This window comes from Saccharomonospora sp. CUA-673 (assembly GCF_001942305.1).
Taxonomy (GTDB): domain Bacteria; phylum Actinomycetota; class Actinomycetes; order Mycobacteriales; family Pseudonocardiaceae; genus Prauserella.
The window spans coordinates 54316-77867 of record NZ_MKKE01000013.1; the positions used below are offsets into that span (position 1 = coordinate 54316).

Sequence of the window (23552 nt, forward strand, 5' to 3'; positions counted from 1 at the left end):
GACATGGATTCGTCCGCCGTGGCGACGTTCGAGGCCAGCCGCGACCGGCTGGCCTCGCTCGCGTACCGCCTTCTCGGCTCGGCCGCCGACGCCGAGGACACCGTGCAGGACGCCTTCCTGCGCTGGCAGGCCGCCGATCGGGAGCACATCGAGGTGCCCGAGGCATGGCTGACCAAGGTAGTCACGAACCTGGCCCTCGACCGGCTCCGCTCGGCCAGGACGCGCCGCGAACGCGCCGCCGGCACCTGGCTGCCCGAACCGCTCCTCGACGGCGACCCGATGCTGGGCCCCGCCGACACCGCCGAACAACGCGAATCGGTGACTCTGGCCGTGCTGATGCTGTTGGAACAGCTCTCTCCGGTCGAACGCGCCGCCTACGTGCTGCGGGAGGCGTTCGCCTACCGCCACTCCGAGATCGCCGAGATCCTCGGCATCACCGAGTCCGCGAGCCAGCAGCACACGAGCAGGGCCCGCCGCCGCGTTGCCGCGGGTCAGCAGCGCCGGGACACGGACGTCGACGAGGCGACCGCGCGCCGCATCGTCGGCGCGTTCGTCGCCGCGGCCTCGTCCGGCCGCACCGAGCAGCTCGTCGCGCTGCTGACCGACGACGCCGCAGGCGTGTCCGACAGTGCCGGCTTCGGGCCCGCGAAGAAGCTCATCCGGTTCGCCGGTCCGCAGCGGATCACCCGGGCGATCCGGTCGGCGTTCACGCCCTCACCCGCCAAACGCGCGTTCGTGGGCGGTTCTCCGGACGTCCACGCGGCCGTCGTCAACGGCTGCCCGGCCATCCTCTTCGCACTCGGCGACCAGGTCTTCGGCGCCGTCGTGCTGGAGGTGCGGGGCGAGCAGGTCTGCGGGTTCCAGGGCGTCGCCACGCCCGAGCGGCTCACCCGCCTCACCGAGGCATGGCAGCGGCAGGGGCCGGCCGAACCGCTGGCCCAGCTGTGGTGACCGACCCCGTGAGCGACCCTGTGGCCGGCACCCTCAGCACGGCTCCCCTCAGCACTGCTCCTCGGGGATGTAGCCGTGTTCGCAGGCGTACTCGAGCTGCGCCTCGCCGGCGGTGTCGTCGCGTCCCGCGCCGCCGGGGTCCAGGTAGCCCTGGTACTCCTTGCAGTCCGCGTTGAACTCGCCCTGTTCGAGTGCGCGCTGGCCGCAACCCTCGGCGACGTCGGGCCCGCCGCGCGGCGCCGGTCCGTCCGATGTGGACGGCTGCTGGGATGTCGTGGGCGCCGGCGCGGGTTCGGTGCTCTCGTCGTCACCGCACGCGGCCGTCAGTCCTGCCGCCGCCAGCAGCGCGATCGCCGCAACCCACGTCCTCATCCGCCTATTGTGAACGTGTCGTGCTGCGCAGTCACAGCCCCTCTGCCGGGTGAGCCACGGCGACTCGGCTGCGCGGGGAGGTCGCCGTCTCCATCGGCAGTTCCGCCCACACGACCTTCCCGCCCCTCGCGCGGTATTCGACACCCCAGTCGGCGGCCAGTGTCGACACGAGCAGCAGGCCACGGCCGTGCCCGAGTTCCGGTCCGGGGTGCATGAGCACCGGCGGGCGCGATCCGTGGTCCGACACGGCGATCCGCAGCCGCCCGCCGGCCGCCTGCACCCGCAGTCGCGACGGCGGGCTGCCGTGCACGACGGCGTTGGTCACGAGCTCGGTGACCAGCAGCGACGCGTTCTGTCGTGCGTGTTCGTCGACCTCGGGCAGCTGGGCCACCGCGTCGTCGACGGCGTGTCTGGCGGCGGTGGGGGTATGTACTCCGGGGTGGAGGTCGAGGTCGATCTGGAAGGCATCGGCCGCGACGCGGCTCCGTTCGGTCATCATCGCCCGCCCCCCTGGGAACAACGGCCCTGATTCGAGGGCCACGCACGTCGTGGCCGCGGATTGTTCACAACTTCCGTGTGCCCTGACTGGCGTGTCGGTACACGCGTTCGGTTCCAACTTCTCCGACTGGGCCGGTCGGGTGTCACCCACTCGGCTAGTTGCGAGACATAACCGCTGGCAGCGGGCATAGTGGAGGCGCGGCGAGGGCGGAGGTGGTACGTCGTGAGCATCGAGCGCGAGCTGAGCGGTCCGCTCAGCGCCGAGCTCGCCAGAGCCGTGCGCGCGGGACGGTTGCCCGCCAGCGCATGGGCGGCCGTGGCGGAGGTGCTCGAGAGTCTCGATCCCGGCGTTCCCGTCGGCGACGTCGTCGCGTCGCTGTCCGACATCACCGGGGGAGACGTCGGCGACGATCCACGCGCCGACCTGCCGGATGCGGCATCGGACGAGAGCGTGCACGGCTCCCACTGCCTGCCCGGCGACCCGCGCGAGAACGGCGCGGCGTTCTCGTCGCGCGCGCACGCGGCCGGCGTCGAGGGCGATATGCCCTGGCAGCGGGGCGTGCGTTCGCGGGCGAGCGCCTGGCACGCCGACATCGACCGCACCACGTTCCTCGACGAGATCAGCCGCGCCTCGGCGACCTCGCTCAACAGCGCGGAGATGCTCGCCCAGGTGTGCGCGCTCGTGCGCTCGCATCGGCTCGCCGACCGCACCGCCGTGTGGCGGGCCACCGACGACGGCCTGCGTCGCACGTCGCCGCCGCCGCGCGACGACGGCCCGGCCGAGCGGCCGGACCTCACCGTGCAGCAGGCGCTCATCACCCGCAGGTCGGTGCGCACCGGCGACCGCAGGCTGAGCGTGCCGCTGCTCGCCGGGCGGCTCGTACTCGGCGTGCTCGACCTGACCCGCGAACGGCGGGAGTTCACCGCCGACGACATCTCCCTGGCCCACGCCGTGGCCGGTCGCGCCGCACTGGGCCTGCGCAACGCCTACGAGTACGAGCGGGAACACGAGCTCGCCCAGCGGCTGCAGTACGCCATGCTGCCCACGCTCGCGAGTCTCGATGAGGTCGACATCGCCGCGCGGTACCGCTCGTCGACACGCGGGGTGCACATCGGCGGCGACTGGTACGACGCGTTCGCCCGGTCCGACGGCACCGTCGTGCTCACGGTCGGCGACGTCACCGGGCACGGCCTCGACGCGGCCGTCGTCATGGGCCAGTTGCAGAACGCGCTGCGCGCCTACGCGCTCGAGGGGCACGGGCCGGCGTCGTCGCTGCGCCTGGTGCACGAGTTGCTGCGAGAGGGGCGCGGATCGTTGTACGCCACGGCCGTCGTCGTCGAGATGCAGCTGCGCACCGGTGTCATCCGGTGGGCCAGCGCCGGACATCCGCCGCCGCTGGTGCAGGACCCGTCGGGAGCGGTCACCTACCTCGACGCCGAACACGGGCCGATGCTCGGCGTCGACCCGCGGTGTCGCATCCCCGAGCATCAGCGCTCGCTCGCGCCCGGCTCGTCCGTCGCGTTGTACACCGACGGCCTCATCGAGCGGCGCACCAGCGACCTCGACGCCGGTATGGCCCGTCTGGCCAGGGTGTTCGAACGTGGCGGCGGGGGCGCGCCCGCCGAACGCACCGAGACCGTGCTGCACGAGATGCTCGGCGGCACCGACCACGACGACGACGTCTGCCTGCTGCTGTGCCGGTGGACCGGACCGGCCGAGCTGCGTCGCACCGGCTAGGTTCCGTGCCGTGGAGGGTCCGCCGCGTGCGGACGTCGGATTCCGTCACAGGGTCTAGGTTTTTAGCTTAGGCTTGCCTATTTTGGTGGTCATGTCTTCTGCACTGCCCCCGATCTCCCGCCGGAGCCTGCTCAGCGGTGCCGCGGCCCTCGCCGCGACCGGGTTCCTGACGGCCTGCGGCCCCAACACCTCCGACGACGCCGACGGCGGTGGCGGTGACGCCTCAGGGTGGTCGTTCACCGACGACCGCGGCGAGGAGATCACCCTCGATCGCACGCCCACCCGCATCGCCGGCCTCAACGACGCCATCGCGTCGCTGTGGAACTACGGCATCACCCCGGTCGCCTCGTTCGGCGCCACCGGCCTCGGCGCCGACGTGAACTTCGAGGGCAAGGACCACTCGCAGGTCACCGAGGTGGGCACCACCTACGGCGAGATCAACCTGGTCCGCCTGCAGGCGCAGAAACCGGACCTGATCGTCGTGCACGCCTACCCCGAGGACGAGTCCGGCGAGATCGACCCGAACAAGCCGCTGTTCGGCTTCAAGGACATCAAGCAGCAGGAGGACGCGGCGGCCATCGCTCCCATCGTGGCGATCTCCATGACCGGATCCGCCGACAAGGTCGTCGAGCGCACCACCGAGTTCGCCCGCTCCCTCGGCGTCGAACAGCAGCTGCTCGACGAGAAGAAGTCCGATTACGACGCCGCCCGCGAACGTCTGCGGGAGGCCGCCTCGTCCGGTGTGACCGTGATGGCCGTGGCCGCCTACGAGACCGACGGTGTGCACATCGCCAAGGCGGAGGACGACCCGGCGCTGCGCAGCTACACCGAACTCGGCATGAAGTACCCCGACCCGGGCGGCGACGAGTACTACTGGCGCCAGGCGGCATGGGAGAACATCACGCAGTTCCGCACCGACGTGGTGCTCTACTCACTGCGCGCGATGAGCGGCGACGACATGCTGAAGCAGCCGACGTTCGCCACCATGCCGGCGGCGCAGGCCGGGCAGGTGTATCCGTGGGAGTTCAGCGCCATGGACTACGTCGCCCAGGCCGGCACGATCAACCGGCTCGCCGACAACCTCGAGGGTGCCCGCCGGGTCGTCTGACCGGGTCGTCGAGGCTTACGTGGATGCGGAGTCGGCGGACGAGCTGTCCGTGGATTCCGCATCCTTCGACGGTGCGGCCTTGGGGGCGGGGGAGGGCGTCACCGGCTTGACCGCCGGCCGCGTCGCCTCCGCATCCGACGTGGCCTGGGCCGCGGGCCGCCCCGACGACCCGTTCGTCTGCGCCGCCTGCGTGGCCCGGGCGGTCTTCGCCGCGTCGTACGACGTCGTCAACGACTCGGGCAGCTCGTCGAGTTCGACATCCTCGTTGTCGATCGCCTCGAGGGCCGACTCGCCGGCGTGCAGGGCCTCCTCGGCGGCCTTGAGCCGGGCCTTCGCGTCGTTGCGGATCTTCGTGAGCCGCTCGACGACGCTCGTGGCCTCGCTGGTGCGCCGCTCGGCGTCGGACGTGGCGTCGTCGACGAGCTTCTTGGCCTTCGCGGTGGCCTCGTCCACGAGCCGCTTCGACTCCGTGGTCGCCTCGGCGATCCGCCGCTCGGCCGCGTTCTTGCTGGCTTCCTTGGTGTCGGCGACGTGCTTCTCGAGCGCGGCCTTCTCCGCGGCCGTCTTCTGGTCGAATTCCTGCTCGATCGTGCGGCGCTTCTGCTCGGCAGCCTTGTCGAGCCGTTCCTGACGCTCGGCCGCCTCGGCCGTCATGCGCTCGACGTCGGCCTTCGTGGCGGCCAGAGCGTCGGTGTGCTCGCGTTGCAGTGCCTCGGCGTGCGTGTCGAGCGTCTCGACCAACTTCATGTAGCGCTCGTGCAGCTTCTTCGAGACCTCGCCGCTCTCGGCCCACGTCTTGGTCGCTGCCTCCTCGGCGCGGCCGACGATCTCCGCGGCACGCGTGTTCGCGAGCTCGATCGTGCGCTGCATGCGCTCGTCGAGGTCCTCGGGCCGCTCGGGCGGCTTCTTGAGCTCCTCGACCCGGTTCTGCAGCCGCGACACCTCGCGGCGGGCGTTCTCCAACTCGCGCGAACTCGTCGTCAGCCGGGCGTTCGCGTTGTCGCGATCGGCGATGATCCGCTGGATCTGAGCTCGAGGTGTTCGACGTACTGCAACACCTGTGTGCGGTCGAATCCGTGCCACGCCTGGTTGAATTCCCGCCGGAGCGGCAGCAGCCGGTTGTCGTGCTCGGAAGCCATACCCCAGACCGTACCCGCGCGCCGCCCCGATGTGGTGACAGGACCGCCGGTGGACCGGTCACAACCATTCAGCCCGACACCGGCTCGGCGACGACCACGCGGTTCTCCTCGTACCCGGTGTCGCCGCCCTCCCAGCGTCCGCCGCAGGTGACGAGCACGGCGCGGTGCGGGCCGCTCTGTCCGAACAGCTCGCTGGAGCGCTCGGGCACCTCGTCCTTGTGCAGCGTGAGGATCTGGGAGACCTCGTAGCGCCACTTCTGTCCCTCGGCATCGGCCACGGTGATCCGCTCGCCGACCTCGACGTCCCACAGCTCGGAGAACGGCCCTTCGCGGCCCTGCCAGTTCACGTGGCCCGCGAACACGCTCGCCCCGCTCGGGGCGTCGAGCCCGGCGCCCCACCACGTCGCCTCGCCGAGGTCCTCCGGGATCGGCAGGACCGCGTTCGGCCCGAGCTCCTTGCGTACGAGCGCGGCCTCGCCGCCGTCGGGCAGCCGGATCGTGCCCGGCTGCTGTCCGCTCGGGGCCGGCTCGACCGGCTCCGAACGCGGCTGCGTCGGTTCCTGCTGTTCGTCCTCGGGCGGCGCGGGCTCCGGCTCCGGGGCGGGGCGCTCGTGGCCGCGCTGCACGGGTTCGGCCGGCGCGTGCCGGGGAACCTGCTCGGCGGGGTGGGCGCTGCCGGCGACGGCGTCGGTGGGCGGCATGAGCACCGCCGCGACCACCAACGCCTGCGCCATCAGCACCGTGGCCACCCCGAACAGGTACCACGTCGCCCGGGTACGCCGATCACTCATGGCGGTTCACCCGTCAGAACCCGGACTGGCGACGGTGGACGGCGAACCCGGCCGCCGCGGCCACGAGAGCGGCGAGCCCGCCCATGCCGGCGAGCGCGCCGACGGGCGTCGACGTCGTCGTGGCGCCCTGCGCGACCACCGCGTCCGCGTGACCGGCCGGGATCACCTTCGGCACCTCGTCCGGTTTGTTGTCGATCGTCAACGTCAGCGTCTCGCCCGCGGTGACCTCGCCGCACGCCGACGGCGGGTTGTCGGGGTCGAACGCGTCCGCGTAGCCGTTGGGCGGACTCACCTCGACGATGCAGATCTGCTGCGGCGTCCGCAGGTTCTCGATCTCGGCCGCACCGCGGTCGCCCTCGGTGGTCACGACGGCCGGTCGCCCGTCCTCGCCGGTCAACGGCTCGCCGTCGTCGCCCGTGGCGGGCGATTCCCTGTCCTCCCCGGTGATGCGCAGCGGCACACCCGCGATGCCCTCGCCGGTGTCGGCGTCGACCTTGGTCACCGCGACCGCGCCCGGCGCCGTCTTCGCGGTGCCGCTGGCGCTGGCGGTCAGTTCCTGCTCACCGCCGGTCGAGACCACCCGCTGGGTGTCGGCGGTGACCGGGTCCTGCACGTACGGACGCGGCGCCGGGGCCGACAGCGACGCCGTCACCGACGGCTCCTCGCCGGTCGGCGTCACCGCGAACGTGGCGGTGCCGTCCTCGCCGGTCGTGATCGGCTCGCTGCCGACGTCGGCGCCCTCGGCCGACAGCGTGATCGGCACGTTCGGCACACCGGTGCCGGCGGCGTTGGTGACCGACACGCTCCACTCGCTCGCCTCGCCGATGGTCTGCTGCTCCTCGGGGGCGGTCACCTCGGCGGTCCACGGGCCGCGGTTGGCCTCGGCGTCCGTGCGCAGCCGGTCGACGGCCTCCTTGGCGCCGTCGGGCAGCTTGTCGAACTGCATGTCGACGTCGTAGCCGATCCGGTCGAACGGCAGGCTCGGGTCGAGGTCGGCCGGGGTGCGCGGCGCCGCGGTCCACGAGTGCAGCAGGTGGGCGAGGGCGGCTGCCTCGTCGGCGTCCTGCGTGTCGCCGTGACGCAGCAGCAGGTAGGAGATGTTGGCCGCGATGTCCTCGGGGATCGGGTCGCCCCACTTGGTCAGCAGCTCGTCGCCCGGCTGGTACTGCTCGTCGGAGTCGGGCGCCTTGAGCGCGAACTGCACGCAGAACACCTGCTGGCCGCCGACGATGTAGGAGCCGACCCAGTCGTGCTCGCGGTCCTGGCCGCCGTAGGGCTGGCCCGGCGTCGTGCGGTGGCCGGTTCCCTCCTGCACGTCCGCCGACGCCGCCGGGGCGGTCACGACCAGCGAGAACGCGGTCAGCAGCATCGCCATCAGCAGGCGCAGGGCGGTGGCAGGCAGGGTTCGGATCGATCTGGTCGGTCTGGCGGTGCGCGGTTCCTCGCGTGAGCTCGACGAGGACCGCGAGGTGCCGGGTGCGCTCGGGATACGCGCCACGGGAGTCCCCCTATGGGTGACGAACGCGCGCCGGACGAGTGTGCCCCCAGAACCCCAGAGCTTCTGACGAACGGCGACCACCCGACACGATGAGTCGGGCTCGGGCCGACCCGGTCGTGTCGATTGCGTGGTGCCGCGTACACCCGACCGCGCGTTCGGTAACGGATCGGATACGGTTCGTGATCCTCGCCGGTAGAAGGGGTGTACGGCAATCGGCCACTTGAGTGGATGTGGATCCGTGACAGGCTGTGACCCGCAAGGAAAATGTGGCGAGGCCCCACCACTCACTCCGGGGATTCGCCGGTAAAGTCGACTTTACCGACCTACGGGAACCGGCCGGCGCGTGCGGTCGTTACACCCATTGCAAGGCCAGTAGATCCAGGAGGATCAGGTGCGAACCTCAAGTAACCCCGCCTTCCGCAACCTGCCGCAAAGCGCAGGGGCACAGGCGCCCTACGCGGGCTTCGAGCAGCCCCAGGGCGGTGTGCCCGGTTCCGGGACGCCGCAGGCCCCGTCGGGCCAGGCCGACCGGCCGATGACCCTCGACGACGTCGTGATGAAGACCGGCATGAGCCTGGGCGTCACGCTCCTCATCGGCACCATCACCGCGATCTGGGCCCAGGGTCAGATCGCCGCCGGTGCGATGGGCTCGGTCACGGGCGCCATGATCGGCGGCATGATCGTCGGCCTGATCATCTCGCTGGTGATCATCTTCAAGCAGATGGTCAGCGCCCCGATGACGCTCGCGTTCGCCGCGGCCGAGGGTGTGTTCCTCGGTGCCATCACCGGTGTCTTCGAGATGATGGTTCCGGGCGTCGCGCTGCAGGCCATCGCCGGCACCGGTGCGGTGTTCGTGGTGATGCTGATCGTCTACAAGACGGGCGCCGTCAAGGTCACCCCGAAGTTCCAGAAGTGGATGATCGGTGCCGTCGGCGGCGTCGCCATCCTGATGCTGATGAACCTCGTGCTGGGGCTCTTCGGCGTCAACATGGGTCTGCGCGACGGTGGCGGGCTCGCGATCATCTTCAGCATCGTCTGCATCGGCATCGCCGCCTTCTGCTTCCTGCTGGACTTCGACATGGCCGAGAAGGCCATCCGCGAGGGCGTGCCCGCCAAGTTCGCCTGGTACGTGCCTTCGGCCTGATGACCACGCTCGTCTGGCTGTACCTGGAGATCATCCGCCTGCTCACCATGTTGCAGGGCGAGTGATCGGGCTCGTCAGTTCCGGCTAGTCCTCCTGCGAAAGCCGCTCGGCCACCGAGGCCGGGCGGCTTTCGCGTGCACGGGGTGTGTGCGGGCAGGCAACGTCGGGATGGGATGCGGCCGGGAAGTCCCGACGAAAGTCGGCGTCCGGTCGAGTGACGAGAACGCAGCTCGGCCCTGTGCCCCACGGGTTCGGGGGCACAGGGCCGAGCGGTCACCGGGGTCGGGCGCCTCAGTTGAGGCGCTCGGTCAGCTGAGGCGCTCCAGGACCATGGCCATGCCCTGGCCGCCGCCGACGCACATGGTCTCGAGGCCGAACTGCTTGTCGTGGTGCTGCAGCGAGTTGATCAGCGTCGATGTGATGCGGGCGCCGGTCATGCCGAACGGGTGGCCGACCGCGATGGCGCCGCCGTTGACGTTCAGGCGGTCGAGGTCGATGCCCAGGTCCTTGTACGACGGGATGACCTGCGCGGCGAACGCCTCGTTGATCTCGACCAGGTCGATGTCGCCGACCGACAGGCCTGCGCGCGAGAGCGCCTGCTTCGAGGCCTCCACCGGGCCGTAGCCCATGATCTCGGGCGACAGACCGGACACACCGGTCGAGACCACGCGCGCCAGCGGCGTGATGCCGAGCTGCTTGGCCTTCGTGTCGCTCATGATCACCAGGGCGGCGGCGCCGTCGTTCAGCGGGCAGCAGTTGGCCGCGGTGACCCGGCCGTCGGGGCGGAACACCGGCTTCAGCCCGGACACGCCCTCCAACGTCACGCCGGCGCGCGGACCGTCGTCGGCCGACACGACGGTGCCGTCGGGCAGCGTCACCGGCGTGATGTCCTTGGCCCAGAACCCGTCGGCGAGGGCCTTCTCGGTGAGGTTCTGCGACCGCACACCGAACTCGTCCATCTCCTCGCGGGTGACGCCCTTCGTCCGCGCCAGGTTCTCCGCGGTCTGCCCCATGGCGATGTAGACGTCGGGCAGTTGCCCGTTCTCCCGCGGGTCGGTCCAGCTGTCGGTCTCCTTCTCGGCCGTCGCGGCGGTGCGGGCCTCGGCGTCGGCGAACAGCGGGTTGCGGGTGTCGGGCAGCGAGTCGGAGCTGCCCTTCGCGTAGCGCGACACGGTCTCGACACCGGCCGAGATGAACACGTCGCCCTCACCGGCCTTGATGGCGTGCAGCGCCATCCGGGTGGTCTGCAGGCTCGACGAGCAGTAGCGCGTGATCGTGCAGCCGGGCAGGTGGTCGAAGCCCAGCAGGGTCGACACGACGCGGCCCATGTTGAAGCCGGACTCGCCGCCGGGCAGACCGCAGCCGAGCATCAGGTCGTCGATGTCGGCCGGGTCGAGCTGGGGCACCTTGTCGAGGGCGGCGCGCACCATGGCCGCGGTCAGATCGTCCGGACGCATCTCCACCAGCGAGCCCTTGCCCGCCCTCCCGATGGGCGAACGAGCTGCGGAAACGATCACGGCTTCGGGCATGGCGGGACACTCCTTCGGATCAACACTAAGCGGACGCTCAGGTACATCCTGCCTCGCCGCGCGAGCTCTGGCCAGCGTCTTGGGTCACGTCCTGAGCCCTGACATGATCGTGTTCGTGCCAGACCGACGCAGCGCGGCACTGCATCCGCGCACGATCGCACTGTGGGCGGTGGGACTGCTGCTGCTCGCAGCCGTTGTGGCGACCGCGAGCCTGTGGTTCCTCGGCGGCGGTACCGCCGCCGACCGCGCGCGGCTGGACGCGCTGCGCACGGCGGCGAGCCTGGTCATCGGAACCGGCGGTGGGGCCGCGCTGCTGCTGGCCGCCCGACGGCAGCGATCCGCCGAACTCGACCTCGAGCAGCGCGACCACGACGCCACGGAACGGCGCGTCACCGAGCTGTACGGGCAGGCGGCCGAACAGGTCGGTCACGAGAGCGCCGCGGTGCGGCTGGCCGGGATGTACGCGCTGGAACGGCTGGCCACCGACCATGCGCCGCAGCGTCAGACCATCGTCAACGTCCTGTGTGCGTATCTGCGGATGCCGTTCGACGACTCCGCCGAGGAGCGGCAGGTCCGGCTCGCCGTGCAGCGGATCCTGCAGCTGCACCTGCGCCCGGATCTCGACGACGTTTTCTGGTCCGACATCGATCTGGACCTGGCGGGAGCCAGGCTGACCTGGTTCAGCTTCCCGCACTGCCGAATCCGTTCCCTGAACTGCCGGGGCGCCGTGTTCACCGAGCTCGCGACGTTCCGCGGCACCGAGTTCGGCACGAAGGCCGACTTCACCGCGGCCCGTTTTCTCGACGTCGCGGACTTTCGCAACGTCGGCTTCGGGCGCACCGGAAGCCAATTCCGGGACGCGCGCTTCGAGGGGCCGGTCCGGTTCGGTGAGCACACGACCGGGAACCTCGCGGGTGCGGTGACCCGCACCGGTCCGGGTCGAAACTGGCCACCGGGGTGGACGACGTATCCGTTGCCCGACGACCCGGATTGGGCGGAACTGAAATCCACCGACCCGTAGACGAAACGAGTGGCCGGGGTGGTGCGTCCCAGCGGATGAATCGGAGAAACACCGCCATCGGTGCGACACCCCGAAAGGAGACAGCGATGACTGGGATCAACGCCCGAACACCGGGCCGGACGGCCCGAGCGGCGAGCCGGCATCGTCTCGGTGCGGGGGCGGCCGCGCGACGAAATGGTGAGTGGAGATGTCCGACCGGATTCGGTGCCGGCTCGTGATTTGGTGATGACGGGGCGGCGCGGAAAGCCGTGATGGCTCTCCGCGCCGCCCCGTCGTCGTGTTGCGGCCCCCGACGCCGGGGCTCACCCCGGCCCGGGATCAGCCGGCCGGGGTGATGCGGCCCTCGCCGCCCTCCGGGTAGTCCGCGGCCGTGACCGCGCCCTCGAGGCCCTCGACCAGGAAGCCCTCGACGGCCTGCTGATACGTGGTCTCGACGGAGGTGAAGTCGAGGTCGCCGAACGGGTAGCCGTCGCCGCCGCGCGCGGAGAAGTCGTTCGTGGCCACCGACACCGCGGGGCCGTCGACGACCTCGCCGCCCGAGACGATCTGCGTGCCGTCGGCCAGCGTCACGTCCTGAACCCGCTCACCGGGCTCGAGGATCTCGCCGGTGTTCTCGTCGACGACCTGCGCCGCGGCGTTCTCGTCGTAGGTGAACTCGACACCCGCGACCTGCATGAACGCACCGGAGGCACTCGGCAGCGCCGCCACGCCACGCTCGAGCAGTTGCCGCAGCGTCTCACGCGGCACCTCGGGCACGACCGCCACGAAGTTGGAGAACGGGGCGACCTCGTAGGTGTTGAGCGCGGTGATGTCACCGGCGGGCAGCGTCGAGTCGTTGCGGATGCCGCCGCCGTTCTGGATGCCGACCTGCGGTTCGGCGACGCCGAACTCGTCGGCGCGCTGCCGGCCCGCCCACAGCAGGCTGTCGGCCACGAGGTTGCCCAGGTTCGTCTCCTCCGAGCGCACCGCGTTGCGCACGCCGTTCAGCGGCACCTCGCTGGTGGCGACGGTGGTCGTGGCCAGTTCGTCGAGGTGCTCGGCCACCGGCTCCTCGACCTCGGCGCGGATCTTCTCGTCGCCGTGCACCGCGTCCGGGCCGACACCCGACACGCGCACCGGGCCGGTGTTGGCGTCGTCGACGCCGATCACGTCGCCGCGCCAGTTGTAGTTCAGCACCAGCCTGCCGACGTACTTGTAGTCGCCGGTCGTGGTCACGACCGGCACGTCCTTGCCGTCGGCGTCCTGTTCGTACAGCGGGAAGCCGCGCTCGGCCTCGTCACCGGGGATGAGCCGATCGTCGTCGTTGGCGAGGATCTCGCCGCCGCCGGCCCCGATCACCGCGTCGACCCCGCGCAGCTCGGGCACCAGCTCGAGCTCGTTGTCGATGTCCTGCAGGTGCGAGACGACGATGACCTTGTTGATGCCGCGCTTGCGGAAGTCCTCGGCGAACGCGTTGGTCACCTTCGCCATCTCCGGGTCGACCTCGACCTCGCGCGGGCTCGACAGCGACGGCAGCTCGGGCGTCGTGAGGCCGATCATGCCCACGCGCTGGCCCTTGGTGCGCAGCACCTTGCTGCTCATGATCGTGCCGTCGTCGGCGTGCGCGGCCAGCGACGGCTCGCCCGAGACGTCGACGTTCGCGCTGACGTGCGGCAGGTCGCCGTCGAACTCGTCGATGAAGTCGGCGAACAGCTCGGGGCCGAAGTCGAACTCGTGGTTGCCGATCGTGGTGGCGTCCAGGTCCAGACCGGCGACCGCCTTGGCGTCGTAGAAGGGCGCTCCCTCCTCCTCGCTGGCGGAGAACTCGGGACCGGCGAGGAAGTTGTCGCCACCGGAGACCGACACCTCGCCGCGCCACGCCGCCTGACCCTCGGCGGGCTTTCCGGTCACGGCCTCCTTGCGGAGGTTCTCGAACACGGTCGCCATGCGCGAGGCGCTGCCGTACGGGCGCATGCCGCCGTCGACGATCTCACCCTCGTCGGTGCCGTCGCCGTCGGTGCCGAGCAGCGCCGATTCCATGTCGTTGCTGAACAGGACGTTGAGGGTGAACACGGGAACGTCGTCGAAGAACGTGGGCTTCTTGGTGGTGGCCGGTGCGGCACCGGCGACGCCGCCGGACGCGAGCAGGGCTCCCGTCAGCGCGGTCGCGGTGGCCGCCTTGACAACCCGGCTGCGGTGTCGCGGCCGTCTCGGGAGGGCTTTCACGGCGGGGACTCCTTGAGATTGACATAGCGGTCGAAAACGACTCGAGCTAAGCACAGCGGTCCTTTTCGGACAATGAAATCCAGGCGAACCCCGACGAACGATGTGTAACGCTCACATGCTGGCTAGTCTGGCGGCATGGAATTCGCCGAACACGTCATCGACCTCGTGGGCAACACCCCGTTGGTCAAGTTGAACTCCGTGACCGACGACTCCGGGCCGCTGGTGCTCGCGAAGGTCGAGTACGTCAACCCGGGCGGCAGCGTGAAGGACCGCATCGCGCTGCGGATGGTGGAGGCCGCCGAGGCCTCCGGGGAGCTCCGACCGGGCGGCACGATCGTCGAACCGACGTCCGGCAACACCGGCATCGGCCTGGCGATGGTCGCCCAGCGCAAGGGTTATCGGTGCGTGTTCGTCTGCCCGGACAAGGTCAGCGAGGACAAGCGCGGCGTGCTCGAGGCCTACGGCGCTCGGGTCGTCGTGTGCCCGACGGCGGTGCCGCCCGAGCACCCCGAGTCGTACTACAGCGTCTCCGATCGCCTCGTCTCCGAGATCGAGGGCGCGTGGAAGCCCAACCAGTACGCCAACCCGAACAACCCGGAGAGCCATTACCACTCGACGGGTCCCGAACTGTGGCAGCAGACCGAGGGGCGCATCACCCATTTCGTCGCGGGTGTCGGCACCGGCGGGACGATCTCCGGCACGGGCCGCTACCTCAAGGAGGTCTCCGAAGGCCGGGTCAAGGTCGTCGGCGCCGACCCCGAGGGATCGGTGTACTCCGGCGGCAGCGGCAGGCCCTACCTCGTCGAGGGCGTCGGTGAGGACTTCTGGCCCACGACCTACGACCGCGACGTCGCCGACGAGATCATCGACGTCTCCGACGCCGACTCGTTCATCATGACCCGCCGCCTGGCCTCCGAGGAGGGACTGCTCGTCGGCGGATCCTGCGGCATGGCCGTCGCCGCCGCGGTGCGCCTGGCCGAGCGGTGCGACCCCGACGACGTCATCGTCGTGCTGCTGCCCGACGGCGGCCGCGGCTACCTCGGCAAGGTGTTCAACGACGGATGGATGGCCTCGTACGGCTTCCTGCCCCCGGACTCGTCCGACGCCACCGTCGGCGACGTCCTGCGCCGCAAGGACGGACACCTGCCCGACCTCGTGCACACCCATCCGCATGAAACCGTCGCCGAGGCCGTCGCGATCATGCGCGAGTTCGGTGTCAGCCAGATGCCGGTCGTCAGCGCCGAACCGCCGGTGATGGCCGCCGAGGTCGTCGGCGCGGTCAACGAACGCGACCTGCTGGACAAGCTGTTCGGTGGCAAGGTGGCGCTGGCCGACATGTTGCAGGAACACATGTCGCGCCGCTGCCCACGATCGGTGCGGGCATGTCCATCACGGCCGCCATCGAGGCGTTGACCTCGGCCGACGGCGCGTTGGTGCTCGAGGGCGGCAAGCCCGCGGGTGTCGTCACACGGCAGGACCTGCTCGCGTTCATCTCCGGACGGGAGTGACGGCGGGCATTTCCGCGCGTCACCGGCCGGGGCGTTCCCCTCGGACGGGGGTTGCATCCGCTAGCGTGTGCGCGAGCCAGGGACAAGAAGGTTCTCGTCAAGGGGGTTCAAGCCCACATGAATGCTCCGCAGCCACCGAACCAGCCCGGGGGTGGCGAGCAACAGCCGCCCCAGGGCGGTTCCCAGCCTGCCCAGAGCGGTCCGTTCGAGGCGGCCGAGCCGACCGAGGTCGTCCAGCCCGGTCAGGCACCGCAGCAGTCGGGCGACCAGCCGGCCGACGAGGCCGGTGGCGAGCCGGAGGCGACCCAGGTCGTGCAGCCCGGCCAGGCACCGCAGCAGCCCGCTGACCCGGGCGGCGAGGCGACCCAGGTCGTCCAGCCCGCACAGCCCGGTCAGCAGCCGCAGGGTCCGGGTGCGGAGTCCACGCAGCTGGTGCCGCCGGACCAGCAGCCGCAGGCCTCCATCCCGTACGCGCCGCCGCCGAGCGCCGCCGACAACCCGGGCGCCGTGAACCCCCAGGGCTACGGCATGCCCGGCCAGCCGGGCCAGCCCGGCTTCGACCCGAACCAGCAGGGCTTCGCGCCCCCGGCGCCCCTGGCCAGCCCGGTGCCCCTGCCCCCGGTCAGCCCGGCATGCCCGGCCAGCCGATGAGCCCGCCCCAGGGCTTCGACCCGAACCAGGGCCAGCAGGGCTTCGGAGCTCCTGGCGCTCCCGGCGCTCCCGGTCAGCCGGGCGGGTTCGACCCGTCGCAAGGACAGTTCGGCCAGCCGCCGCAGGGCGGCTTCGGCGCTCCTGGCGCTCCCGGTGCCCCCGGCCAGCCGGGTGGCTACGGCCCGCCCCCGGGCCAGTTCGGCCAGCCCGCCTTCGGCGGACCCCCTCAGGGCGGCGGAAGCAACATGGTCATCGGAATGATCGCCGGTGGCATCGTCGCACTGCTGGGCCTGATCTCGATGATCATGGCTTTCATGAACTTCGGCGACATCAGCGACCTGCGGAGCGTGGTCGGTAACAACGTCGATCAGTTCACCGAGCAGACCGGGATGTCCTCGCCGGGCACGCTCACGTTCTACCTGGTGGTCGTGCTGATCGGCGCTTTCGTGGCCCTCGGCGGTGGTGTGCTCATCGCGCTCGGCAGCAAGCTCGGCGCGATGATCAAGAAGCTGGCCGGTCCGATCACGGCGGTCGCCGGCGTCCTGTTGGTGCTCGGCGCGATCCTGCTCATGGTCGGCACCAGCGTCAACTCCGAGACGCAGGACATGATCGATCAGTACGGCGGAGACACTCCGTCGACGCTGGGCAGCCCGATCTTCTACCTGATCTTCGGCATCCTGATCATCGGTGTCGGCGTCGTGGCCCTTATTCCCGCGACGGCGAAGCTGCTGGGGCTTGGCAGCGACCAGGCCGGTCCCGGCCAGCCCGGTGGTTTCGGTGGCCCCGGCGGCTTCGGCCAGCCGCCGCAGCAGCCCGGCCAGTTCGGTCAGCCCGGCCAGTTCGGCCAGCCGCCGCAGCAGCCGGGTCAGCCCGGGGGTTACGGTCCGCCGTCCGGTGGGTTCGCCCAGCCCGGCGGCCCCAACCCGGGTTCCGGCGGATTCGGCCAGCCCGGCTACCCGGGCCAGCCACCGCAGCAGCCGGGTCAGCCCGGCGGCTTCGGCGGCCCGCCGCCGCAGGGCCCGCCTCCCGGCCAGCCCCCGCAGTGGTGAGCTGCACCTGACGTAAGACCTCGACGCCCCGGTCGCCTCTGCGGCCGGGGCGTCGTCATATCCCGCGTCGTGTCGCAAGCCCGGGGTGTCCGCGGCGGGCCACGGCCATAAGCTGGGCACATGCCTCATGAACCCGCTTCCGCCGGCTTCTCCACCCGCGCCATCCACGTCGGCCAGGAGCCCGACCCGCGCACCGGGTCGGTCATCGTGCCGATCTACCAGACCTCGACGTACGCCCAGGACGGCGTCGGCGGCACGCGCGAAGGCGACTACGAGTACTCCCGCACCGCCAACCCCACGCGCACGGCGCTGGAGGAGGCGCTGGCCGCCCTGGAGAACGCGCGGCACGCCCTGGCGTTCGGCTCCGGCATGGCCGCGAGCGACGCCGTGCTGCGCACGCTGGTGCGCCCCGGTGACCACCTCGTGCTGGGCAACGACGTCTACGGCGGCACGTTCCGCCTCATCGACAAGGTCCTCACCGAATGGGGCGTCACCTACAGCGTCGCCCACCTGTCCGATGTGGACGACGTGCGTGCGGCGATGCGCCCCGAGACGACGCTGATCTGGTGCGAGTCGCCGACCAACCCGTTGCTCGGCATCGCCGACATCGGCGCGCTGGCCGAGGTCGCCCACGCCGGCGGGGCCAAGCTGGTCGTCGACAACACGTTCGCGACGCCGTACCTGCAGACGCCGCTCGACCTGGGCGCGACGTCGTCGTGCACTCGACGACGAAGTACCTCGGCGGGCATTCCGACGTCGTCGGCGGGGCGGTCGTGACCAACGACGGCGACCTGCGCGAACGGCTGTTCTTCCTGCGCAACTCGGCCGGCGCGGTGCCGGGTGCGTTCGACGCGTGGCTGACCCTGCGCGGCCTGAAGACCCTGGCCGTGCGGATGGAACGGCACTGCGACAACGCCGAACGCATCGCCGCGATGCTGCAAAGTCACCCGAAGGTGTCACGCGTGTACTACCCGGGGCTGGCCGAGCACCCCGGTCACGAGGTCGCCGCGAAGCAGATGCGCCGGTTCGGCGGCATGGTCTCGTTCGACCACGCCGACGGCGAGGAGGCCGCGTTGGCGGCTGCGGACGGCACGAGCCTGTTCATCCTCGCCGAGTCGTTGGGCGGCGTCGAATCGCTGATCGAGCATCCCGGCCGGATGACCCACGCGTCCGTCGCGGGTTCGCTGCTGCAGGTGCCGGCCGAACTGGTGCGCCTGTCGGTGGGCATCGAGGACGCCGAGGACCTCGTCGACGACCTGAAGCGGGCGCTCGGCTGACCAGGCCTGGTGACCGCGGGGGTCACGGCCGGTAGTTGCGCGGCTCCTCGTCGCGGGCGGTCGGGCCCTCCCGGTCGCCGGGCTCGACGCCCGGCAGGTCCTCGCCGTGGACGCAGCCGCCGATGAACTCGACGTGCTCGGCGTGCCGCACGTACTGTCCCTCGTCGCCGCACGAGGCGTGCCCGACGGTGAACACGGCGGCGCCGGTCAGCGCCAACGCCGACACGATCCCGGCGAGCAACGGCGTGACGCGACCCTGCGAGCGGGCGCCTCGCGATGCCGTGGGCCGTGCCATGCTGTTCCTCCGCTGTGGATTCGTCCCCCTGGTGCCAGGGCCAGGGTACCCAATCCTCACACGGGACATATACGCGAAGCCCCAACTCGGAGGGAGAACCCCACCGCATGTCCGCCACGCGGCTCGTCGACGCCTCCCGCATCCTGCAGGCGCGGGATCTGCTGGCCGGCGTCGCCCGGACGACCCCGATGGAACACGCGCGCGAGTTCGCCGACGCGTTCGGCGGACCGGTCCACCTCAAGTGCGAGAACCTGCAGCGCACGGGCTCGTTCAAGGTGCGGGGCGCCTACACGCGCATCCAGGGGCTGTCGGCCGAGCAGCGCGAGCGCGGCGTGGTGGCGGCCAGCGCGGGCAACCACGCGCAGGGTGTCGCCCTCGCCGCGTCGCTGCTGGGGACGGCGTCGACGGTGTTCATGTCGCGCAAGGCCGCGCTGCCGAAGGTCGCCGCGACCCGCGGGTACGGCGCCGACGTCCACCTCGTCGGCGACGCTCTCGAGGAGGCGTTGACGGCGGCCGTGGAGTTCGCCGACCGCACGGGCGCGGTGTTCATCCACCCGTTCGACCACCCGGACATCATCGCCGGCCAGGGGACCGTCGGCCTGGAGATCCTCGACCAGGTGCCGGACGTGCGCACGGTGCTCGTGTCCACCGGCGGCGGCGGGCTCGTGGCGGGCGTGGCGAGCGTGATCAAGGAACGCAACCCCGGGGTGCGGCTCGTCGGCGTGCAGGCGGGGGCGGCCGCAGCCTTCCCGCCGTCCCTGGAGGCGGGGGAACCGGTGGCGCTGCGCAGCACGCAGACCCTCGCCGACGGCATCGCGGTGGCCAAACCGGGGGAGTTGACGTTCGAACACGTGACCTCGCTCGTCGACGACGTGGTGACGGTCAGCGAGGAAGGCCTGTCGCGGGCGGTGCTCAACTGCCTGGAACGCCGCAAGCTCGTCGTCGAACCGGCGGGTGCCGCGCCGGTCGCGGCGCTGTTGGAGCATCCGGGCGCGTTCGAACCGCCGGTCGTGGGCGTGTTGTCGGGCGGCAACGTCGACCCGCTGCTGCTGATGCAGATCATCCAGCACGGTATGACCGCGGCGGCGCGGTATCTGTACGTGCGGCTGTGGGTGCCGGACCGGCCGGGTTCGCTCGCGGGTGTCGTCACGCGGCTCAGCGATCTCGGTGCGAACGTCGTGGACATCGAACACTCCCGAATCTCGGGTCGTCTCGGCATCGGCGAGGTCGAGGTGGCGCTCAAGCTCGAGACGCGCGGCCCGCAGCATTGCGACGAGGTCATCGCCGAGCTCCAGCGCGCCGGCTACACCGTGGACGCCTCCGACCGCTGACGCCTCCGACTGTGGACGCCTCGGGTGCGGGCGGGATGATCGACATCCGGACCGCAACCGAGCCAGGAGGGACCGCTCTTGTCCACACCGCATCCGCCCGCAGGGCTGCGTGTCATCGGGGCCGCCGAGGTGGCCGCGCAGATCGACGGAAATCGCGAGGGCACGCTCACCGCCGTGCGCCGGGCCTATCTCGCGCACGCGGCGGGGGCGACGGCCAACCCGCATTCGAGCTTCCTGCGGTTCCCGGACCGTCCTTCGGACCGGATCATCGCCCTGCCCGCGTTCCTCGACGACACCGGCGAGACCGAGACCGATGGTGGGGGCCGGTGGTCGGGCATCAAGTGGATCGCCAGTTATCCCGGCAACGTCGAGCACGGGTTTCCGCGCGCGTCGGCGACGATGGTGCTCAACGACTACGAGACCGGCTATCCGTACGCCGTGCTCGAGGCGTCGATCATCTCGGCGACCCGCACGGCGGCGTCGGCGGTGCTGGGCGCGGAGGAACTGCTCGGTGGGCGCCGGGCCCGTCGGGTCGGGTTCGTGGGCACCGGGCTGATCAGCGATCACGTGCGGATGTTCCTGCGTGACCTGGGCTGGGATGTCGACGAGTTCGTCCTGTTCGACACGGTGACCGCCAACGCCGAGCGGTTCGCCGCGACGCTGGCGGCCGACGGCCCGAGTGGTGCCGTGTCGGTGGTCGACGACGTCGCGGGTGCGTTCGCCGGCTGCGACCTGGTCGTGGTGGCGACGGTGGCGGGCACGCCGCATCTGACCGATCCGGCGCTGTTGGCGGATGCGCCGGTGGTCCTGCACATCTCGTTGCGGGACTTCGCGCCGGAGCTGATCCTGGCGGCGACCAACGTGACCGACGACGTCGACCACGCGGTGCGGGAGCGGACGTCGTTGCATCTGGCCGAGCAGCTGGTGGGGCACCGGGACTTCGTGCACGGCACGATCGCCGATGTGGTGCGCGGTGACCTGCGGCGGGGGCCCGGCAGGGCCGCCATCTTCTCGCCGTTCGGGCTGGGCGTACTGGACCTCGCCGTGGGAGGTTGGGTGCACGACCAGGTCGTCGCTGCGGGCGGTGGTCGGGTGATCACCGATTTTCACGCCGTGTAACGACCGGCTCTCGGCTGGATACGGTCAAAGGTAACGAACTGCGCATATCGACATGTTTTGTCGCCTCGTATCCCTTCGCGTCACTGCTGATTCACCTTTTCGAGGGAATTGCCGGTTGGGGTGGACCGCGGACTGAATCCCAGGCTGCGGCCCCCTCGGCCGCGGCAGGCGCGGAGGACGAAACGTATGAGCAAGAACGACGGACGCGGCGGACTGAGCCGGAGATCATTGCTGCAGGCGGCCGGTACTGGTGGTGTGGCGGCCGCGGCGATCGTCGGTCTGGGGGCGCAGCCCGCCGGTGCGCAGGTGCAGCAGGCCGGACCGTCGGCCGCCGCCACGCCGGTGGGGCCGCTGAAGGCCGCCGACCCGCACGCGATGACGGTGCGTCAGCGCGCGCGTCGCAGGCAGCGGCCGGACGGGGCGGAAATCACGATCCTGCCGATCGACCGGGCGAAGTTCCTGGCCGGTGCGAAGTTCGATCTGCGCGTCGAGGCCGTGGGGGTCGACCCGGAGACGGCGCGGATCGACATCCGCGTGAAGGGCCCGAAGGGTCCGGCGGAGATCCTGGTGGGCGAGCCGGAGCGGACCAGCGCCGCCGACGACAGCCTGGAGATCACGTACCGCGGGCTGCACTACCCGGAGGCCGGCGACTACACGGTCGAGGCGCGGGTGCGTTCGGGCAACCGGAACTCGCGCGACGAGGTCGGCCACGAGGTCGTGCTCGCGGAGACGCCGGCCAAGCCCGCCAAGAACGTGATCTTCTTCCTCGGTGACGGCATGGGCCAGCCGGCGATCACGGCGGCGCGGATCCTGTCGAAGGGCCTGACCGAGGGCAAGTACCACGGCCTGCTCGAGATGGACCGCATGGAGTACCGCGGCCTGGTCACCACGTCGGGCCACGACGCGCTGGCCACGGACTCGGCGAACTCGATGTCGGCGTACATGTGCGGGCACAAGTCGTCGGTGAACGCGATGGGCGTTTACGAGAGCAGCGAGGCGGACGACAACAACCACCCGCAGGTCGAGACTATGACCGAGCTGCTCAAGCGCACGCGGAACATGAAGATCGGTGTCGTCACGACGTCGGAGATCCAGGACGCGACGCCGGCCGCGGTGTTCGCGCACACGCGTCGCGCGCGGAGTACCTGGAGATCATGGACCAGTCGTTGCGTCCGGAGCAGCAGCCGGACGTGTTCATGGGCGGTGGCCTGGCGTCGCTGCTTCCGCAGTCGCACGAGGACTCCGACCGTGAGGACGACCGCGACCTGCGGGAGGAGTTCGCCGAGCAGGGCTTCACGCACGTCACGACGACCACCGAGTTGAACCGCGCGATGCGGGGCCGGGCGCCGGAGAAGCTGCTCGGCACGTTCCACCCGGTGAACCTGGACGTCTACCTCGACCGCCGGCACGACAAGAAGCCGGAGGTTCTCGGCGAGTGGGACGACCAGCCCACGCTGATGGAGATGACCGAGGCGGCGCTGAAGGTCCTCGAGTCCAATGACGACGGTTTCTTCCTGATGGTCGAGGGCGCCTCGATCGACAAGATGGAGCACCCGTTGGACGGTCCGCGCGCCGTGTACGACACGATCGAGCTGGACCAGGCGGTCGGTGTGGCCAAGAAGTGGGCGGAGGGCCGCGACGACACGCTCATCGTGATCACCGCCGACCACAACCACTCGATGAGCATCGTCGGCACGCACGACCGCCGCGAGGAGGAGGGCCGCGAGGCCAACGGCGTCTACGGCGACTCGACCTACCCGACGTACTCGGACGAGGACGGCGACGGCTTCCCCGACGACCCGAACCCGGACGTGCAGTTGTTCTTCGGCTGGTCGAACCACCCGGACCACACCGACGACTTCCAGCACAACGACGTGTTCCTCGAGCCGGCGCTGACCGACGAGAACACCGGTGAGGCCGTCGACAACCCGGAGCGCGACCCGGACGCCAAGCTGCAGATCGGCAACCTGCCGGGCAGCCAGACCAACTGTGTTCACACCGTCGAGGACGTGAGTGTGTTCGCGTCCGGCCCCGGCGCCGCGCGGTTCAACGCCGTGCTCGACAACACGGAGATCTTCTTCGGCATGATCGACGCCCTCGGCGTCGACGCGCGCGACTGAGTTCTCGATCCCTGGCCGAGGCGCCGCTCCGGTTTCGTCCGGAGCCGGCCGCTTCGTGTCGTTTGTCCGGAGCATTTTCCAGACGGAAAGAAATAATTGTTTCGTCCGCCCTGTGGGACGAATTTCTCGACTTTCTGTCAGTCGATTCATTTCGGGCTGTTTCACTGTTAGCGTCCCGGCGAGTTCGAGACCTCGCCCGGTTCGCCGG

At 70.7% G+C, this 23552-nt stretch carries 15 protein-coding genes and 5 pseudogenes; 12 read left to right on the forward strand and 8 right to left on the reverse strand.

What is annotated here, in order from left to right; translation table 11 throughout:
- Window positions 1-3: 3 nt before the first annotated feature.
- The gene (locus BJF85_RS08160) at window positions 4-951 is read left to right on the forward strand and encodes a sigma-70 family RNA polymerase sigma factor (protein WP_075846444.1); all 948 of its coding nucleotides are present in this window, start codon (window positions 4-6) and stop codon (window positions 949-951) included.
- Window positions 952-999: 48 nt separating this feature from the next.
- On the opposite strand, the gene BJF85_RS08165 is transcribed toward BJF85_RS08160, so the two are convergent.
- Both BJF85_RS08165 and BJF85_RS08170 read right to left on the reverse strand, forming a co-directional pair.
- Complete coding sequence (locus BJF85_RS08165) at window positions 1000-1323, reverse strand: hypothetical protein (RefSeq protein WP_075846445.1); 324 nt, start codon at window positions 1321-1323, stop codon at window positions 1000-1002.
- 31 nt (window positions 1324-1354) lie between these two features.
- Window positions 1355-1822, reverse strand: coding sequence for an ATP-binding protein (locus tag BJF85_RS08170; RefSeq protein ID WP_083666086.1), 468 nt, complete (start codon window positions 1820-1822; stop codon window positions 1355-1357).
- Window positions 1823-2044: 222 nt separating this feature from the next.
- Here BJF85_RS08170 and BJF85_RS08175 point away from each other — a divergent pair, with 222 nt between their 5' ends.
- Together BJF85_RS08175 and BJF85_RS08180 are read left to right on the forward strand one after the other, a co-directional pair.
- A complete protein-coding gene (locus BJF85_RS08175) occupies window positions 2045-3559 on the forward strand; it encodes a PP2C family protein-serine/threonine phosphatase (protein ID WP_075846446.1) in 1515 nt (504 codons plus the stop codon).
- A 91-nt stretch (window positions 3560-3650) separates the two neighbouring features.
- Entirely contained in the window at window positions 3651-4667 is a 1017-nt protein-coding gene (locus BJF85_RS08180) for an ABC transporter substrate-binding protein (RefSeq protein WP_075846447.1), read from the forward strand.
- A gap of 231 nt (window positions 4668-4898) precedes the next feature.
- Here the strand turns inward: BJF85_RS08180 and BJF85_RS08185 are convergent.
- From BJF85_RS08185 to BJF85_RS08195, 3 genes and pseudogenes are all read right to left on the reverse strand, one after another.
- A pseudogene (locus tag BJF85_RS08185) lies at window positions 4899-5806 on the reverse strand (cell division protein DivIVA); the annotation flags it as partial.
- A 68-nt stretch (window positions 5807-5874) separates the two neighbouring features.
- Window positions 5875-6597: a class F sortase gene (locus BJF85_RS08190; RefSeq protein ID WP_075846449.1), complete on the reverse strand. Its 723-nt coding sequence runs from the start codon at window positions 6595-6597 to the stop codon at window positions 5875-5877.
- Between the two features lie 13 nt (window positions 6598-6610).
- Entirely contained in the window at window positions 6611-7972 is a 1362-nt protein-coding gene (locus tag BJF85_RS08195) for a collagen binding domain-containing protein (protein ID WP_075846472.1), read from the reverse strand.
- Window positions 7973-8486: 514 nt separating this feature from the next.
- On the opposite strand from BJF85_RS08195, the pseudogene BJF85_RS08200 reads away from it, so the two are divergent.
- Window positions 8487-9304: pseudogene (locus BJF85_RS08200) on the forward strand (Bax inhibitor-1/YccA family protein).
- A gap of 243 nt (window positions 9305-9547) precedes the next feature.
- Here the strand turns inward: BJF85_RS08200 and BJF85_RS08205 are convergent.
- Window positions 9548-10768 carry an acetyl-CoA C-acetyltransferase gene (locus BJF85_RS08205; protein WP_075846450.1) on the reverse strand — a complete coding sequence of 407 codons (1221 nt, stop codon included), beginning with the start codon at window positions 10766-10768 and terminating at the stop codon, window positions 9548-9550.
- Between the two features lie 115 nt (window positions 10769-10883).
- Between BJF85_RS08205 and BJF85_RS08210 the strand changes: the two genes are divergently transcribed.
- Window positions 10884-11789 carry a pentapeptide repeat-containing protein gene (locus tag BJF85_RS08210; protein WP_255375484.1) on the forward strand — a complete coding sequence of 302 codons (906 nt, stop codon included), beginning with the start codon at window positions 10884-10886 and terminating at the stop codon, window positions 11787-11789.
- A gap of 318 nt (window positions 11790-12107) precedes the next feature.
- Here the strand turns inward: BJF85_RS08210 and BJF85_RS08215 are convergent, their stop codons facing one another.
- Window positions 12108-13994, reverse strand: a complete 1887-nt coding sequence (locus tag BJF85_RS08215; RefSeq protein ID WP_075846452.1) for a bifunctional UDP-sugar hydrolase/5'-nucleotidase — start codon at window positions 13992-13994, stop codon at window positions 12108-12110.
- 135 nt (window positions 13995-14129) lie between these two features.
- Here BJF85_RS08215 and BJF85_RS08220 point away from each other — a divergent pair.
- The 4 genes and pseudogenes from BJF85_RS08220 (at window position 14130) to BJF85_RS08235 (ending at window position 18479) form a co-directional block, all read left to right on the forward strand.
- A pseudogene (locus tag BJF85_RS08220) lies at window positions 14130-15502 on the forward strand (cystathionine beta-synthase).
- A 117-nt stretch (window positions 15503-15619) separates the two neighbouring features.
- Window positions 15620-16153, forward strand: coding sequence for a hypothetical protein (locus tag BJF85_RS31260; RefSeq protein ID WP_075846453.1), 534 nt, complete (start codon window positions 15620-15622; stop codon window positions 16151-16153).
- On the forward strand, window positions 16135-17202 hold the full coding sequence (locus BJF85_RS26480) for a hypothetical protein (protein ID WP_222844469.1): 1068 nt from the start codon (window positions 16135-16137) through the stop codon (window positions 17200-17202). The genes BJF85_RS31260 and BJF85_RS26480 overlap by 19 nt, the downstream gene beginning before the upstream one ends.
- 120 nt (window positions 17203-17322) lie before the next feature.
- A pseudogene (locus tag BJF85_RS08235) lies at window positions 17323-18479 on the forward strand (cystathionine gamma-synthase).
- A gap of 22 nt (window positions 18480-18501) precedes the next feature.
- Here BJF85_RS08235 and BJF85_RS08240 read toward each other — a convergent pair.
- Window positions 18502-18774 (reverse strand): hypothetical protein, encoded by a 273-nt coding sequence (locus tag BJF85_RS08240; protein WP_075846455.1) that lies wholly within the window; start codon window positions 18772-18774, stop codon window positions 18502-18504.
- 107 nt (window positions 18775-18881) lie between these two features.
- Here BJF85_RS08240 and ilvA point away from each other — a divergent pair, with 107 nt between their 5' ends.
- The 3 genes and pseudogenes from ilvA to BJF85_RS29845 all read left to right on the forward strand — a co-directional run bounded on the left by ilvA (window position 18882) and on the right by BJF85_RS29845 (window position 23344).
- Window positions 18882-20105 (forward strand): threonine ammonia-lyase, encoded by a 1224-nt coding sequence (gene ilvA, locus BJF85_RS08245; protein ID WP_075846456.1) that lies wholly within the window; start codon window positions 18882-18884, stop codon window positions 20103-20105.
- Window positions 20106-20183: 78 nt separating this feature from the next.
- Window positions 20184-21224 (forward strand): 2,3-diaminopropionate biosynthesis protein SbnB, encoded by a 1041-nt coding sequence (gene sbnB, locus BJF85_RS08250; RefSeq protein WP_083666088.1) that lies wholly within the window; start codon window positions 20184-20186, stop codon window positions 21222-21224.
- 777 nt (window positions 21225-22001) lie between these two features.
- A pseudogene (locus BJF85_RS29845) lies at window positions 22002-23344 on the forward strand (alkaline phosphatase).
- Window positions 23345-23552 lie beyond the last annotated feature (208 nt).

What these genes read in the sequence shown, in the direction of transcription:
- BJF85_RS08160 (WP_075846444.1), top strand. Translation starts at nt 4, where the DNA reads ATGGATTCGTCCGCCGTGGCGACGTTCGAGGCCAGCCGCGACCGGCTG.
- BJF85_RS08165 (WP_075846445.1), bottom strand. Translation starts at nt 1,323, where the DNA reads ATGAGGACGTGGGTTGCGGCGATCGCGCTGCTGGCGGCGGCAGGACTG.
- BJF85_RS08170 (WP_083666086.1), bottom strand. Translation starts at nt 1,822, where the DNA reads ATGATGACCGAACGGAGCCGCGTCGCGGCCGATGCCTTCCAGATCGAC.
- BJF85_RS08180 (WP_075846447.1), top strand. Translation starts at nt 3,651, where the DNA reads ATGTCTTCTGCACTGCCCCCGATCTCCCGCCGGAGCCTGCTCAGCGGT.
- BJF85_RS08190 (WP_075846449.1), bottom strand. Translation starts at nt 6,597, where the DNA reads ATGAGTGATCGGCGTACCCGGGCGACGTGGTACCTGTTCGGGGTGGCC.
- BJF85_RS08195 (WP_075846472.1), bottom strand. Translation starts at nt 7,972, where the DNA reads ATGGCGATGCTGCTGACCGCGTTCTCGCTGGTCGTGACCGCCCCGGCG.
- BJF85_RS08205 (WP_075846450.1), bottom strand. Translation starts at nt 10,768, where the DNA reads ATGCCCGAAGCCGTGATCGTTTCCGCAGCTCGTTCGCCCATCGGGAGG.
- BJF85_RS31260 (WP_075846453.1), top strand. Translation starts at nt 15,620, where the DNA reads ATGAATGCTCCGCAGCCACCGAACCAGCCCGGGGGTGGCGAGCAACAG.
- BJF85_RS26480 (WP_222844469.1), top strand. Translation starts at nt 16,135, where the DNA reads ATGCCCGGCCAGCCGATGAGCCCGCCCCAGGGCTTCGACCCGAACCAG.
- BJF85_RS08240 (WP_075846455.1), bottom strand. Translation starts at nt 18,774, where the DNA reads ATGGCACGGCCCACGGCATCGCGAGGCGCCCGCTCGCAGGGTCGCGTC.
- ilvA (WP_075846456.1), top strand. Translation starts at nt 18,882, where the DNA reads ATGTCCGCCACGCGGCTCGTCGACGCCTCCCGCATCCTGCAGGCGCGG.